Source organism: Mitsuaria sp. WAJ17, from assembly GCF_014174515.1.
In the GTDB taxonomy this organism is placed as follows: Bacteria; Pseudomonadota; Gammaproteobacteria; order Burkholderiales; family Burkholderiaceae_C; genus Roseateles_B.
Genome location: NZ_JACJUG010000051.1, coordinates 1 through 14,763, shown reverse-complemented (window position 1 = coordinate 14,763; position 14,763 = coordinate 1). Strand labels below are relative to the sequence as shown.

The following is a 14,763-nucleotide window of genomic DNA, read 5'->3' as shown; positions in this document are numbered from 1 at the left end:
CTGCGCGGTGTCTGGCTGGAGCGGCCACCGCGGCGCCCCTCCCGCGGCACGCCCGTCGCATCGAAGTCCAGCCCGCGCTGGCCCACCCTGGCCCTGGCCTGGCGCAATGTGTGCCGCGCCCCCTGGCGTTCGGCCCTGGCCGGCGCCGCCCTGAGCCTGGGCCTGGCCGCCTTCATCTTCGTGCAGGCCCTGGCCGCAGGCTTCATGAAGCAGATGAGCGACAACACCACCGGTTTCGTCACCGGCGAGCTGCAGGTGCAGCACCCGCTGTTCCGCCACCAGATGCAGCCGGCCTGGCACTTCAACGAGCAGGAGCCCTGGCTGGCCCGGCTGCGCGAGCGGCCCGAGGTGGCGGGAGTGAGCCTGCGCCTGCAGTCCGAGGCCACGGTCAGCAGCAGCCGCAAGGCCGAGGCCGTGCTCCTGGTGGGCATGGACGCGCAGGCCGAGCGCCAAGTCACGCGCCTTCACGAGGCCGTCGTGCAGGGCCACCTGCCCGCCAGTCCCCTGGACGCGGTACTGGGCAAAAAGCTCGCCGAGCGCCTGGACCTGCATGTGGGCGAGCGCCTGGTGGCCATGGCCCAGGGGGCGGATGGCGGCCTGGTGTCGGAGTCCTTCGTGGTCAGCGGCATCCTGGACACCGGCAGCCATGGGCCGGATGCCGGCATGGTCTACATCGCCCTGGACCGCGCCCGCCAACTGCTGGGCCAGCCCGGCAGCGCCAGTGCCGCCCTCCTGCGACTGCAGCCGCGCGAGGGCGCGGCCGCGCAGCTGACGCCCCCGCAGGCCCTGAACGCCATGGCCGCCCTGCCCGCGCTCAAGGCCCTGCTGCCCGCCGACGGCAGCCGCCAGCTGCTGAGCTGGCAGGAGCTGGTGCCCGAGGTGGCCCAGACCGTCAACCTCGTCAAGCACGGCGTGCTGCTGATCCTGGCCATCGTCTTCCTGATGGTGGCCACCATCGCGATGAACAGCCTGCTGATGTCCGTGATGGAGCGCAGCCGCGAGTTCGGCACCCTGATGAGCCTGGGCGCCAGCCCCCGCACCCTGCTGCGCCTGGTGGCCGGCGAGGCCGGCGTGCTGGCGGCCCTGGGCGCCGGCGCCGGCCTGCTGATGGGCGGCGCCCTGGTGGCTCACTATGCCTGGACCGGCCTGCGACTGCGCGCCCACGGCGCCGAAAGCCTGGGCCTGGGCGACATCGTCCACCCCCAGTTCTCCGGCCCGGCCATGCTGGGTGCAGCGGCCGTGCTGTGCCTTCTGGTGCTGCTGGCCTCCCTGGTGCCCGCCCTACGAATCGGCAGCCGCGAGCCGGTCTCCGCCCTGCGTCAACCCTGAGCCCATCGCCATGTCCCGTTCCAACTTCCCGGCCCTGAGCCTTCTGCTTGCGCTGCTGTGCGCGCCCGCCGCCTGGGCCCACGGCAATCATGTCCATGCCCAGCGCAATGCGGCAGGGCCCTTCCCCGTCGAGCAGCTGGAGGCCGGCATCCCTGGCAACCCGCGCAAGATGCAGCGCACCTGGCTGCTGGAGTTGGGGGACGACGAGCGCTTCGAGCCCGCCCAGCTCAGCATCCCCCTGGGCAGCACCGTCCGCCTGGTCATCAGCAACAGCGGGAGTCGACCGCATGAATGGGCCCTGGGCACCCCGGCGGCGCTCAAGGCCATGGCCGAGGAGCGCCGCCAACGCGGCAAGCCGCTGGAGGACAGCGTGCATGTTTTCACCATCGCGCCGGGCGACAAGGAAGAGGTCGTCTGGGAGTTCAACCGCCCTGGCACCCTGCACATGCAGTGCCTGGATCCGGCCCATGCGGGCAAGGGCCAGCCCGGCCGCATCCTGGTCCAGCCCAAGCCATGAGGCGGGCTCGCACGGGGCGCGGCAGGCCCGGCCTGGCGCGCGCCCTGAGCATGGGCCTGTGCCTGCTGGCTCCCTGGCAGGCCGCGCAAGCGCAGTCTGCCGAGGCCGCGGAAGAAGACAGCTGGCGGTTCACCGGAAGCTACCGCGCCCTGGGCGTCCAGCAGCGGCCGGCCGAGCGGCCTACGCAGCAGTGCCTGGCCCAGCGCCTGCGCCTGAGCCTTGCCGGCGCGCTGGCAAGCTGGCCGCAGGGCGGCCTGCGCCTGCAGCTGGACCATGACAGCGAGCTGCTCGCCGGCAACGGCGCCTACCGTGCCGCACTGGAGGAAGCTCTGGCCGCACCACAGCCGCAGGCCCTGCGGGATCGCAGCGTCTGGTGGCTCGACGCGCACACGCTGGGCCGCCAGCAGTTGTTCCGCGCCTTCGTGCAGGCCCGCTGGGGCGACTTCAGCGCCACCCTGGGCCGCCAGCGCGTCGCCCTGGGGCAGGGCCGCTTCTGGAGCAGCCTGGACCTGCTGAACCCGCCCAGCCCGCAGCAGATCGAGCGCGAGGACTTCATTGGCGTGGACGCCCTGCTGGTGGAGCAGGCCCTGGGCCCGCTCTCGCGCGCCAGCCTGGTGCTCGCGCCCATGCCCGGGGGCGGCCCGGCGCGCTGGCTTCTGCAGTGGCGCACGCATGCGCAGGGCGTGGACCTCAGCTTCAGCCATGCACGCTACGGCCAGGACCGGCTGCTGGCCTTGGACCTGGCGGGCCAGTGGGCTGACGCCGGCCTGCGCGCCGAGCTCACCCGCACCGCGCCGGCCGCGGGCCCGGTCTACCTCAGCGGCGTGCTGGGCGCGGACTACGCCTTCAACGCCAAGCTCAGCGCCAGCCTGGAGTGGTACTGGCGCAGCCGGTCCGTCGCCCAGCAGGCGCCGGGCAGGGGCCAGGCTCGACCGCCCCAGGGCGCCCATGCCATCGGGCTGAACCTCGGCTACGAGCTCACGCCCCTGCTGAAGCTGCAAGGCCTGTGGCTGCGCAATACCGGGGACGGAAGTCAACTGCTGGCGCCAGGGCTCAGTTGGTCCCTCGACGAGAACGCCGTGCTCAGCGCCGGCCTGCAGCGCTTCAGCGGCACTGCGCGCAGCGAGTACGGGCCGGGCGGGCGCCTCGCCTTCGTGCGCTACCAGCGCTATTTCTGAACGACAAAAAGGCCCCGGCGCGAGCACGGGGCCTTGCGTTCAGCGCAGTGGCTTCAGCGCTCCTCGACCGCAGCGGCCAGCGCCGGGCCCGGCTCATCGACCACGGCCACGCGCAGCAGGCCCTGCAGGCTGGCACGGCGCATGAGGTTGCTGTCGTCATCGACGGCCGGCACCTCGCCCGAGGCCAGGGGTGGCGAGCTCTCGAAGAGGCGGAAGACGTCGCCAGGGCTGACCCCCGTGGAGCCGCGGCGGCGCAGCACGTCGCGGTAGCGATGGAAGGGCAGGCCGGGCATCTCGTGGTGCAGTTGGTGGGCCCAGGCGCCATGCGGGAACACGAAGAATCGCCACAGCGGCGAGGGCTCGCACAGCGACAGGGTGTGCGCCCCCACATGCTCGCAGTAGCCCCTCAGGCGGAACACCGCCCAGAAGCCGGTGGCATAGCCGCCGAACCACAGAGCCAGCAGCATCGGCCAGGCGGCGTAGTCCAGGGCCTGGCCCACGCCATAGGCGAAGGCCGTGAGCAGGGCCAGGCGCAGCAGCACCTGGGCCAGGCCGAAGCCAAGATCGCGGGCGATGGCACGGCGGCCGCTCGGCAGGTGGCGCAGGCGCAGGGGGAGGATGTCGCTGTCCTGGTCCTTGGACTTCTTCAGCAGGTGCATCAGCAACTGGTTGATGCGGGCGAAGCAGCGCGGCGAGGCCATCCACAGGATGAAGATGATGGCGCCGGGCAGCGCGCCGCCGCACAGGGCCATGCCGGTGAACAGGGTCACCTTGCTTCGCCTGATGGGAAGGCCCCAGCTGTTGTCCACGCGCTTGAAGACCAGCTCGGGGTCGCGCAGTGTGCCGGTGTGGATCTTGGGATGGTGGCCCTCGTTGTGGAACATGCGCCAGGCATTGAGGCTCACCAGCAGCGGGCCGTAGATGAGGCCGGTGGCCAGCAGGTCGTTGAGTGTGGCATTGGGGCAGATGGTGCGGTGGCCGGCGTCATGGGCCAGCAAGGCCAGGCGGTGCTGGAACACGCCCACCATCCACATCCCCGGTGCAAGGCAGAGGGCCTTCGGCGCCCAGTGCTCCACCTGGCCGAATGCCCAGAGGCTGCAGGCCATGCAAAGGGCGATGCCGCCCCAGTCCAGCAAGGCGCGGCCCAGCCAGGGCCAGATGCGGCGGTCGGCCATGCAGTGCGCTTCAAAGCGCTGCCGCTCGGCCTTGGCGTCCAGGGTCAGGGTGGCTGACATGGGTCTTCTCTCCCGAAGTGAGGTCGTTGTAGGGGGGCGTGATGACAGGGCGACAGCTTGGGCCCTGGCCCCCGGGCCTGTCACCTGACCCTTGGGGCAAGCGGCTGCAGCCTCACTCCGGCACGCTGGACAGGTCGGCGCAGACTTGGGCGATGGCGCGCACGAAGTGCTGCGCCTGCGCTTCGCTGAGCGTCAGCGGCGGCTGGATGCGCAGCACCTTGCTGTTATTGGCCGTGACGAAGCTGAGGATGCCGTGCTCCTGCGAGAGCTTGCTGACGATGCGAAGCACCAGCATCTCCTCCAGGCTGCGCTCCAGCTCCGGCACCGCCGCCTCCAGGTGCTCGCGGGCGCGGTCCGACAGGAAGCGGTACATCGCCCGCGACTGCCCCGGCAAACGCGCGCTGAACTCTTGCACGAAGGCCTGCACCGCGCCATCGAAGCTCGGGGCGAACTCGACGGCAATCATCAGGCCTCGGCCGCGCACCTCGCGGATCAGGCCCTGGCCCGCGGCCACTTCCTGCAAAGCCGCCAGCAGCGCCTCGCCCGTCTTCAGGGCGCGCCCGGCCAGGCCCTCGTCCTCGATCACGGCCAGCGCCTCCAGCGCCACCGCCGCCGCGAGGTTGCCGCCGCCGAAAGTCGAGCTGTGCAGGCTGAAACGGTCGCGGCTGCCGTAGGCCCGGTCCCACAGATCGGGCCGTGCCAGCAGAGCGCCGATGGGCACCAGACCGCCGGAGAGGGACTTGGCCAGCACCATGAGGTCCGGTGCCACCCCTTCCCAGTCGCAGGCGAACATCCGGCCGGTGCGACCCAGGCCAGTCTGGATCTCGTCCAGGATCATCAGGCAGCCGTGGCGGTCGCAGAGCTCGCGCACGCCGCGCAGATAGCCGGGCGGCGGCAGGATGACCCCGCCTTCGCCTTGAATGGGCTCGAGGATGAAGGCGGCCACATCGCCCGACTTCAGGGCAGCCTCCAGCGCGTCCAGGTCCCCGAATGGCAGGGCGCTGCAGCGCTCGATCGGAGGCATGAAGGGCTGGCGGTGCTTGTCACGCCCCGTCACCGAGAGGGCGCCCAGGGTCTTGCCGTGGTAGCCGTTGTCGCAATAGAGCACGCGGCGCTGCCCCGGAGGGTATGCGGCCATGGCCAGCTTGAGCGCGGCCTCCACCGCCTCGGTGCCGGAATTGCAGAAAAACACGCGCGAGAGCCCGCCTGGCGCCAGCGCAGCCAGGCGCGCAGCCAGGCGGCTGCTCAGCTCGGGGGCCGAGACGTACTGCACGAAGCTGGGCGCCCCGCTGTCCAGGAAGCGCCGCAGCGCGCCCACGCAGCGCGGGTGGTTGTGGCCCATGTTGAGGCAGCCGTAGCCCGCCACGAAATCCAGGAACTCGCGGCCCTGAGCGTCCTGCAGGGTGCAGCCCTGTGCCTTCACGAAGACCCGATCGATGTGATTGAGCTCGAAGAACTCACGCATCACCGGGTTGATGTGGGCACCGAAGTCCTGCAGGACCTCTTCGTGCAGGCGCCGGGCGCGGGGTGCCGCGGGCTCGTGGAAGCGGGCCAGCGCCCGCACATCGGCAGGCTTGAGCGGCTCACCGCCCGCGCTCATGCGCAGCGGCGTGATGCCGTGGCGATCGGCCAGGCGGCCGATCTCGCGGACCCGGTCCACATCCAGCTCGCGGCCGATGGAGAAGGCTTCGCGCCGCCCTTCCAGCGCCAGCACCATGGTCTCAGCCAGGCAGCCGTTCATCATGCGGGTGGGGCTGAGACCCAGGGTGTCGGTGCCCAGGCTGAAAGCGCGGTCAGCGCTGACCAGGCCGCCGTCGATGACGAGCACGTCCTCGCGGCGGCGCGGCGCCGGCCGCACGTCGCGGGGCAGCGCGGCATCGACCACGATGGAGCCGGGTGCGAGGCGGCCTTCCTCGATCACGTCGCCGCTGGAGGTGGCCGCGAGGTAGAGCCGCGGCTGCTCATAGCAGTCCTCGATGCGGTCCGTGAGCCGCACGCGCTCGCGAAGCTGTGGCCCCAGGTACTGCAGCTGTTCCGCCAACCGGTCCCCGCCGCCGCGGTGCACCAGCAGCAGCCGTCCCACCGACGCCTCCAGCAGCTTGGCCACCACCAGGGCGATGGAGCCAGGGTAGCCCACAATGGCAACCTCCTGCTGCTGGGGGTCTAGCTCCAGCAGAGCCATCAGCTCCAGCAGATTGCGCCAACTGGCATAGGCCGTCAGCGAGTTGCCGGTGGTGACCGGCACGCGGGCGCGCTCCAGCGTCTGCAGGCCGCGGTTGCCCACGATGCCGGTGAAGCCGCCCAGGCCCACGAGCTCTGCGCCCTGCTCCGCCAGCGCATCGACGGCACGCAGCACACGGTCCGCGATCTGGCGCGGCTGGCGCAGCATCTCCTCTGCCGTCAGCGGCAGGTACTGCAGCAGGCCTTCGCAGCAGGCGCCCGCGCCGCTGCGGATCTGGCCGAAGCGGGCGAAGGGCACAAGGCTGCGCGGCTGCCACAGGGCGGCGTCGAAGCCGCTTTCGGCGTCCTGCACGGCGCGCTCGATCAGGTCGCACATCTTGACCTGGCGCTTCAGGGCCAGGCTGGTGGGGTGGGCGATGAAGCCGAATTTCATGGCGCGTGTTCCTCGCTGGGCGTGATACGGCTCCAGGTGCCTTCGGAGGCCAGGCTCATGCCGTCGCCGCTGGAGTTGTGGGTGAGCTGGACCTCGAAGACATTGAGCCGGCCGCGAGCCCGCAGGTCCTCGCGCAGCTGGGCCTCGTCAAAGCGAAGGAGCTGGCGGCGCTGCAGGTCCAGCGGGCCGCGCCGATCCAGGCCTTCACCACGGGGACGCCAGGGCACGTGCACTTGGGCCGCCCCGTCGCGGGCAAAGCGCAGGTCGATGTAGCTCTGGATGATGGAGAGCATGCCGTTGTGCAGGTAGAAGACGCTGACGTTGGCCTGCGCCGCATCCGGCCGCTGGCCCATCTGACGCAGCAGCTGCTGCTCCACATCGGGCACCAGGGCCCGTGCGCCGTCGCCGATGAAGGCCAGGACCTGGTGCGGGCTGTGCAGGGCGATGGCGGGCAGCGCCATCAGCGCGTCACCCATCAGCGCGCGGCCGTACCAGCCGGAAAATCCCGGGTCGGTGCGCGGCACGTTGCGGAGGGCCGAGACCCCGCAACGGCCGACGTCGTAGACGCCGTGATAGCGCAGCCCCTCCTCCTCGATCAGGCGGCGCAGCAGGCCGCCCAGGCGGTGGAAGAAGTAGTTGGCCGTCATGGGCAGGGTCTCGATGCGGTCCACCAACTGCTCCGGCGGGCAGCGCCGCGCCTCGGCCAGGGCGGCTTGACGCCAGCGCAGCAGCTCCGCATCCACCCGCAGCCCCGCACGCAGGCGCTGCAGGAAGTCCAGCAGGTCCATCTGAAGGGGCAGATCGGCAAAGGGGGCCAGGTCTTGCCCCCGGTTGGTGACCTGGACGATATGCAGGTGCCGGGCCAGCCGACCCTCGGAGAAGGGCGTGCAGATCTGGTCGCCCCGGCTCTTGAGGAAGAACAGGCTTTGGGCCTCGACGGGCCGCAGGCTCTCGCCCTGGTGCAGGTAGCGATGGACCGCTCGGCTGAAGCCGTAGAGGCCCAGGGTGCCCAGGTAGTTGGCTTGCTCGCGCCCGCCCGCATAGGCGGCCACGCTGCCGGGATGCGCGATGCCATCGCACAGGGCGATGCCGGCGCGCTCGGCGATATCGTGAACCAGCGAGCGCTCCTCGGCGCTGAGCCGGCCGCAGAACCACAGCAGGCGCTTGCGCTGCGTGTTGACCAGGGACAGCAGCTCCTGCCAGCGGCCCGGGTCGATATCGGGCGCCTGCGCGGCCGGCACGAGCCTGGCGCTGGGTTCGACAAGACCCGGTTCGTCAAGGGCCACACCGCTCTCCAGCACCGCCGGGCTGGCGAAGATCACCACGGGACCATCGCCTTTCTCCAGCGCGGCGAAGGCCTGGCGCAGGCCCGCGTCCAGCTGCTCGGGTGACTCGATGTAGACCTGAGGCAGGCCGCGGGCCTGCATCAGCACGCGACCGTCGCCGGCCTGCTCCACCGTGCCCTGGAAGGCGTGCCATTGCCCGCGCGCGCTGTCGGCACAGACGATGAAGCCCGGTGCGCGCGTGCGCTGCAGATTGGCCAGCGTGCCCTTGAACTCATCGACCATGCCCGAGGTGACTGCCAGCACGTAGGCCCGCCCGAAGAGCTGCCATCCCGCGATGGCCGCGCAGGCCAGGGCATGCTCGTTGACGCCGCCCAACTGCGGCCGCCCGTCCGCCTGGCCCAGTTGGCGCATGCCCTCGATGAAGGAAGCGATCACCGAGCCGGTGTAGCTGTGGAAATCCCAGCGCCCCGGCCAGCGCCGCTGCATGAAGGCATGCAGGGCTCGCGCCAGCGTGGGCGGACGCTCGGCCGCATCGACGCTGCGGGCCAGCAGGCGGTTGTAGTGGGCATGGTCCAGGTGATCCAGCAGCACACGCAGCAGGTCGGCGCGGCGCGTCTGGGCGTCGGGATGTGGCAGGCGCAGGTGGAGGCCACCGGTGCTGGCATCAGGCCAGAGGGCCGATGGCTGCACGGGAAGGTCGTCATCAGGCCCCAGCAGATAGAGCAGGAAAGAGTGCGGCGAGCAGCGCAGGGGCTGGCCGGCTTCCTGCGCATGTGCGCGCAGGCGGGCGGGCAGCAGCAGCGCCTCGGAGGCCTCGGCCTGCAGGATGAAGAGCTCCTGGCTGCAGGCGCGCAGCCCGTGGTCCGGGTCCTGCAGGGCCTGCTGCCAGTCCGGCAGCGAATCGAAGAAGAACACCCGCCAGGCCACCGGTCGCGCCTGCTGGGCAAGGTAGCGGCGGGCTTGCGCCAGCAGCCCCTCGTACAGGGACGCTGACGGATGCAGCGCTGATGGTTCGAGCGGTCCATGCAATGCATCGACCACCACGGCAACGTCCCGGCGCAGCCAGGGCCGCGCGGCCAGGACGCAAAGCGCCAGCGTCTTCATGGGACCTCCTCGATGGGCAGGCCCGCACTATGCACAAGGCAGCGGGCCAAGGTCACGCTGCAAGGCCTGTCCGAAAGGACAAAGACGCGAGCAGGCTTGTCCGCATTGGGAAGGTCCTCACTACCATGCCGACCCATCGCACCGACCCATCGCACCTACCCGCAGCAGCCCGCTCCGCCAGGGGTGCACGTCCACATCAGGAATCGGCAGGCCCATGAAGCACGTCCAACTCTCCAGACCGCAGGCAGGCCTGGGCGCCACCTTGCTGGCCCTGAGCAGCTCCGCGCTGCAGGCCCAGGGCGTCGGTACCGATGCGCAGCTCGCGCCCGTCACCCTCACCGGCGCCGCCGTGCGCAGCGGCCTGGCGGCCAATCTGCCCAGCAACAGCGCCAGCGTCACGGCCGAGGAGCTGCGCGAACAGAACCTGATCAACCCGGAAGACGCGCTGCGCTACCTGCCCAACACCAGCATCCGCAAGCGCTACATCGGCGACCGCAACGCCCTGATCGGCGGTCGCAGCTTCGGCACCCTGCAGCCCGGTCGAGGGCTGGCCTATGTGGACGGCTACCTGATCTCCAATTTCCTGGGCCGCTTCGACGCGCCGCGCTGGAACGTGATCACGCCCGAGGCCATCGCCCGGGTGGACATGCTCTACGGCCCCTTCTCCGCCATCTACCCCGGCAACTCCATCGGTACCACCGTGGTCACCACCGAGCGCGAACCGCGCCGCCTGGAGGCCTCGGCCCGGCTGAGCGGGCACAGCCAGCGCTTTGATCTCTACGGCCTCTCGGAGCGCTACGGCGGCTACCAGTTCTCCAGCTACGTCGGCACTCGCCTGGACAGCGGTCTGTGGCTCAGCGCGGCCTACAACCGCCAGGACAGCGAGTCCCAGCCAATGAACTACTACACGCTGGGCGTCAACGCCAAGACCGGCAGCTTCGATGCCGCCCGCCCAACGGACAAGCGGGTCAGCGGCATCACCTACGACACCGACCCCCTGGGCCAGCCGCGCGCCATCCTCGGTGCCAGCAGTGGTGCGGTGGACCACACGCGCCAGGACACGCTCAAGCTCAAGATTGGCCTGCCCCTTGGCGACCGCTGGGTGGCCAGCGGCATGCTGGCCTTGTGGACCAACAGCACCGAAAACAGCAACCGCAGCTTCCTTCGCGATGCCGATGGTGCCACCGTGTGGTCCGGCCGCGTGAGCGATGGCCGGTACAGTTTCGACGTGCCCGACGGCAGCAAGGCCGCCGCCGCCTTCGCGCCCTCCGAACGCGAGGAGCGCCACCGCCACGCGGGCCTGACGCTCAAGACCCGCGGCGCTGCCGATTGGAACGGCTCCCTGGTCTATTCCAACTACCGCATCCTCAGCGACCTCAGCCGCCAGGCCAGCCTGGCCCAGGACCAGGCGCGCCAGGGCGGCCCCGGCGTCTGGACCTATCGCGACGGCACCGGCTGGAACACGCTGGAGGCCCAGGCCGTGTACCGCCCGCAAGAAAGCCGGCACGAGTGGGTCCTGGGCCTGCACCGCAATGCCTATGTGCTGGACAGCCCCAGCCACCAGGCGCCGGACTGGCGCGGCACTCTGGGCGCGCTATCCCAGCGCTATCAGGGCCGCACCGAGGTGCGCGCCGCCTATGTGCAGGACAGCTGGCAGCTGCAGCCCGACTTGCGCCTCACCACGGGCCTGCGCCAGGAATGGTTCCGCAGTACCGACGGCCTGCAACTGCTTCGCCTCAAGGCCGCGGACTGCAGGCCCGGCACCGACGCCCGCTGCCTGCCTGCGCCCAATGGCATGGCAGACCGTGTCGTACCCTACGGAGCGAGGCGCCTCTCCGGCGCCTCTCCCAAGCTGTCCCTGGCCTGGCAACGCGACGTCGAGACCCTGCTCAAGCTGAGCTTCGGCCGCGGCGTTCGCTTCCCCAATGTGGAAGAGCTCTACAACGGCACGCTGACGCCCAATAGTGAGACCACCAGCGACCCGAATCTGCGCGCCGAGCGCTCCAATGCCTGGGAACTCAGCGGCGAGAAGGACTGGGGCGCGCGGCGCCTGCGGATCTCCCTCTTCCTGGACGATGTGCGCGACGCCATCCTGCGCCAGTCCGACAACAGCGGCGGCGTCACCCGCAACCGCGTCTCCAATGTGGACCGGGTCCGCACCTACGGTCTTGAGGCGGTGTGGCAGGCGGACGACCTGCTCGTGGCAGGGCTGGGACTGGACCTCAACGCCGCCTGGGCCCGCTCCCGCGTGCTGGGCAATCCGCGTGACCCGCAGTCCGAAGGCAAGACCTGGCCCCGCATCCCTACCCTTCGCGCCAACGCCCGCCTGGTCTACCGGCCCAACGCCCAGTGGATGGGCAGCCTGGGCCTGCGCCACTCGGGCCGGGCCTACAACGATCCCTACAACCGGGACGTGAACCCGGATGTCTACGGCGGCGTCTCGTCCTTCACCCTGCTGGACCTGCGCCTGAGCCGCCAGCTGGGACAAGGCCTGGAGGTGGCCGTGGGCATCGATAACCTCGGCAACCGGCACGCCTACCAGGCCCACCCCTACCCTGGCCGCACCCTGTTCACAGAGCTGCGCGCCAGCCTTTGAGCCTCCATCGACCGCCAGAACAATGACGTCCATGCACTCGCTCCCTGTCCCACGCGCCCTGGCCCTGCTGCTGGCCGGCGCCCTGAGCGCCCCACCGGCCCTGGCCGCCGACGCCAAGCCCAACGCCCATGCCGCGGGCATGCAGCACGCCCAACCCAAGGCCGCCAAGGCTCGCAGCGCCCTGGCCATCAGCGTCGCGGCCGCCGAGGACGGCAGCTTCTGGATGGTGGGCCTTGACGACCAGGGCCGCCTGGCCCTGCAGCGCAGCACCGACCAGGGCCGCAGCTGGGACGCCGCCCGCCTGCCGGACATCGGCAACGACGGCGTGGCCGCGGACGGCGAGAGCCGCCCCAAGATCCTGCTGGGCAGGGACGGCCTGGTGCTGCTGTCCTACAGCAGCCCCTTGGCCAGGCCCTACACCGCCCAGGTGCGCCTGCTGCGCTCCACCGACGGCGGCCGCAGCTTCGCGGCGCCGGTGACCGTGCATGCGGACCGCCAGGTCATCACCCACCGTTTCGAGTCCATGGCCCTAGACGCCCAGGGCCGGCTGCACACCGTCTGGATCGACAAGCGCGACCTGGAGGCCAGCAGGGCCGGTCCGACCGGCGAGGCCGCACCCTACCGCGGCGCGGCCATCTACCGCAATGTCTCGGAGGACGGCGGCCTCAGCTTCGGCCCGGACACGCGCGTGGCGGACCACTCCTGCGAATGCTGCCGCATCGCCCTCGCCCCCTCACCCCAGGGCGATGTGGTGGCGATGTGGCGCCATGTCTACGCGCCCAACGAGCGCGACCATGCCTTCACCCGACTTGGGCAAGACCTGCCCCCCGACGCCGAGCCCGTGCGCGCCACCCAGGACCGCTGGGCCCTGGACGGCTGCCCTCACCACGGCCCTGGCCTGGCCCGCGACGCGCAGCTGGGCTACCACGCCGTGTGGTTCGGCGACCGCGGCGGACTGGTGGGCGTGCGCTACGGCCGGTTGGACGAGGCCGGGCGTCCGCAGGGCGAGGTCCGCCTGCTGCCCGACGAGGCGGCCGAGCACGCCGACGTGCTGAGCAGCGGCAGCCACGTGGCCATCACCTGGCGCAGCTTCGATGGCCAGCGAACCCGCTGGCGTGCCTGGGTTTCCGGGGACGGCGGCCGGCACTTTGCCCTGCGCGAGCTGGGCCGGACCACGCAGGACAACGATCACCCCAAGCTCTTCCTGGCCGGACCGGCCATCTACGGCCACTGGCGCAGCACGGAAGGAGTCCGCATTGAACGCCTCACACCTTGAACAGCTCGCCCGCCGCTGGGCCTGGGCGGGCCTGCTGGTACTGCCCCTCGCCGCCCCGGCCCATCCCAGCCGCGTCGAGACCCTGGACGCCGCCGCCTGGTCGCGCCTTCAGCAGAGCGAGAAGGGGCCCAGCGCCGTGGTCTTCAGCACCACGGACTGCGCGCACTGCCCGGGCGTCATCGCCCAGCTGTCCGGCCACATCCGCGCGCAGGGAAGCCGTGCCCGGCTGATCGTCGTGGTGATGGACGGCGCCGGGCCCGAGCTGCTGCGCCACGAGGCCTACCTGCCCGCGGACCGCCTCTTCGTCTTCGACCCGGCCACACCTGCGGCCGCCCTGCGCCATGCGGTGGACCCGCGCTGGCGTGGCGTCACGCCCTATGTGGTGCTGATGAAGCCGGCAGCCCCCGCGCTGACGCAGGCCGGGCCGCCCGCGGCCGAGCTGTTGCAGCGCTGGCTGGGCGAGACGGGCGGCAGCGCCACGGGCCTGGCGCGGCCCTGAGCCGCACAGCGCCCACCATGCCCGAAAGGGCAGTTGGGCACCTGGCTCGCCTTGGCTAATCTGCGCTCGCCTGCCGCTGCCCGGCGGGCCGCCTGCCAACGACCTGATGGATGGACCCATGCTGAAGAATCCGGCCCCCACCCGGGGCCTCGCCCTGCTGTGCGCCTTGCTGTGCACCCTCGCCCCGCTGCAGGCCCAGGCCCTCGATGCCCAGCAGATGCTGGCCGCCAGCGACGCGGTACGCAACCCGGCCAAGCCCTTCGTCACCACGGTGAGCCTCAACGAGTACAAGGGCGGTAAGGCCAGCGACAGCAGCACCCTGCAGGCCTACTCCCGCGCCGAGCCCGGCGGCCAGTTCCGCACCCTGCTGCGCTTCGCGGCGCCCGCGCGCGATGCCAACAAGCTCATGCTCAAGACGGGCAACGACCTCTGGTTCTACGACCCCGCCAGCAAGGCCAGCGTGCGCATCTCGCCGCAGCAGCGCCTGCTGGGCCAGGCGGCCAATGGCGATGTGGTCACCGTCAACTTCGCCCAGACCTACCAGGCCAGCCTGGCCCAGGAGGAGGAGCTGCAGGACGGCGAGCGCCAGAACCGCCGCGCCTACAAGCTGCAGCTGGAGGCCAAGGCGCCGGACGTGACCTACCACGCCATCGAGATGTGGCTGGACCGCGAGAACTACCGCCCCATCAAGGCCCGCTTCCTCAGCGAGAGCGGCCGCCTCCTGAAGACCGCCTTCTACCGCCGCTTCAAAGAGGAGCTGGGGGCCGTGCGGCCCACCGAGGTCGTCATCATCGACGGCCTGGACCCCGCCCTGGTGACCGTGATGCGCTATGGCGAGTTCCAGGCCCGCGACATCCCTGACAGCTGGTTCCAGCGGGACTACATGGCGCGCTTCCAGGCCGAGTGATGGCACCCGTTCTTCGTGCCCTGCCTGGCCTGGCCCTGCTGGCCTTGCTCATGCAGGCCCAGGCGCAGACCACGCCGCCCCCCGATGCCGAGCTCGCCGGCCTGGCCCTGGCCGACGCTGCCCCCAGCGAGGCCGCGCCCACGCGCCGCACCTGGCAGGCCAGCATGGAGCCCGCCCTGCGCCTGGTGCGCCTGCAGCCGGGCGCCGAGTCCCTGGGCCTGG

The 14,763-nt window shown here is 71.1% G+C and carries 10 protein-coding genes and 1 pseudogene; 8 read left to right on the top strand and 3 right to left on the bottom strand.

What is annotated here, in order from left to right:
- The 3 genes from H5407_RS22660 to H5407_RS22650 form a co-directional block, all read left to right on the top strand.
- The coding region (locus tag H5407_RS22660; RefSeq protein ID WP_183106771.1) for an ABC transporter permease at positions 1 to 1,329 on the top strand (1,329 nt) is incomplete at its 5' end.
- 10 nt (positions 1,330 to 1,339) lie between these two features.
- Positions 1,340 to 1,846 carry a hypothetical protein gene (locus H5407_RS22655; RefSeq protein ID WP_183106770.1) on the top strand — a complete coding sequence of 169 codons (507 nt, stop codon included), beginning with the start codon at positions 1,340 to 1,342 and terminating at the stop codon, positions 1,844 to 1,846.
- Complete coding sequence (locus tag H5407_RS22650) at positions 1,843 to 3,024, top strand: hypothetical protein (protein WP_183106769.1); 1,182 nt, start codon at positions 1,843 to 1,845, stop codon at positions 3,022 to 3,024. The genes H5407_RS22655 and H5407_RS22650 overlap by 4 nt, the downstream gene beginning before the upstream one ends.
- A gap of 53 nt (positions 3,025 to 3,077) precedes the next feature.
- On the opposite strand, the gene H5407_RS22645 is transcribed toward H5407_RS22650, so the two are convergent.
- The 3 genes from H5407_RS22645 to H5407_RS22635 form a co-directional block, all read right to left on the bottom strand.
- Positions 3,078 to 4,259 carry a fatty acid desaturase gene (locus H5407_RS22645; protein WP_183106768.1) on the bottom strand — a complete coding sequence of 394 codons (1,182 nt, stop codon included), beginning with the start codon at positions 4,257 to 4,259 and terminating at the stop codon, positions 3,078 to 3,080.
- A gap of 112 nt (positions 4,260 to 4,371) precedes the next feature.
- Positions 4,372 to 6,873, bottom strand: coding sequence for an aminotransferase class III-fold pyridoxal phosphate-dependent enzyme (locus H5407_RS22640; RefSeq protein ID WP_183106767.1), 2,502 nt, complete (start codon positions 6,871 to 6,873; stop codon positions 4,372 to 4,374).
- Positions 6,870 to 9,263: a decarboxylase gene (locus H5407_RS22635; RefSeq protein ID WP_183106766.1), complete on the bottom strand. Its 2,394-nt coding sequence runs from the start codon at positions 9,261 to 9,263 to the stop codon at positions 6,870 to 6,872. Before H5407_RS22635 ends, H5407_RS22640 begins: the two co-directional genes overlap by 4 nt.
- Positions 9,264 to 9,477: 214 nt before the next feature.
- Here H5407_RS22635 and H5407_RS22630 point away from each other — a divergent pair, with 214 nt between their 5' ends.
- From H5407_RS22630 to H5407_RS22610, 5 genes and pseudogenes are all read left to right on the top strand, one after another.
- The gene (locus tag H5407_RS22630) at positions 9,478 to 11,859 is read left to right on the top strand and encodes a TonB-dependent receptor (RefSeq protein WP_183106765.1); all 2,382 of its coding nucleotides are present in this window, start codon (positions 9,478 to 9,480) and stop codon (positions 11,857 to 11,859) included.
- A gap of 31 nt (positions 11,860 to 11,890) precedes the next feature.
- The gene (locus H5407_RS22625; protein ID WP_183106764.1) at positions 11,891 to 13,135 is read left to right on the top strand and encodes a sialidase family protein; all 1,245 of its coding nucleotides are present in this window, start codon (positions 11,891 to 11,893) and stop codon (positions 13,133 to 13,135) included.
- A complete protein-coding gene (locus tag H5407_RS22620; RefSeq protein ID WP_183106763.1) occupies positions 13,116 to 13,634 on the top strand; it encodes a hypothetical protein in 519 nt (172 codons plus the stop codon). The genes H5407_RS22625 and H5407_RS22620 overlap by 20 nt, the downstream gene beginning before the upstream one ends.
- Before the next feature lie 217 nt (positions 13,635 to 13,851).
- Positions 13,852 to 14,541, top strand: coding sequence for an outer membrane lipoprotein-sorting protein (locus H5407_RS22615; protein WP_255501403.1), 690 nt, complete (start codon positions 13,852 to 13,854; stop codon positions 14,539 to 14,541).
- Positions 14,541 to 14,763 (top strand): annotated as a pseudogene (locus tag H5407_RS22610) (hypothetical protein); the annotation flags it as partial. The gene H5407_RS22615 and the pseudogene H5407_RS22610, both read left to right, overlap by 1 nt.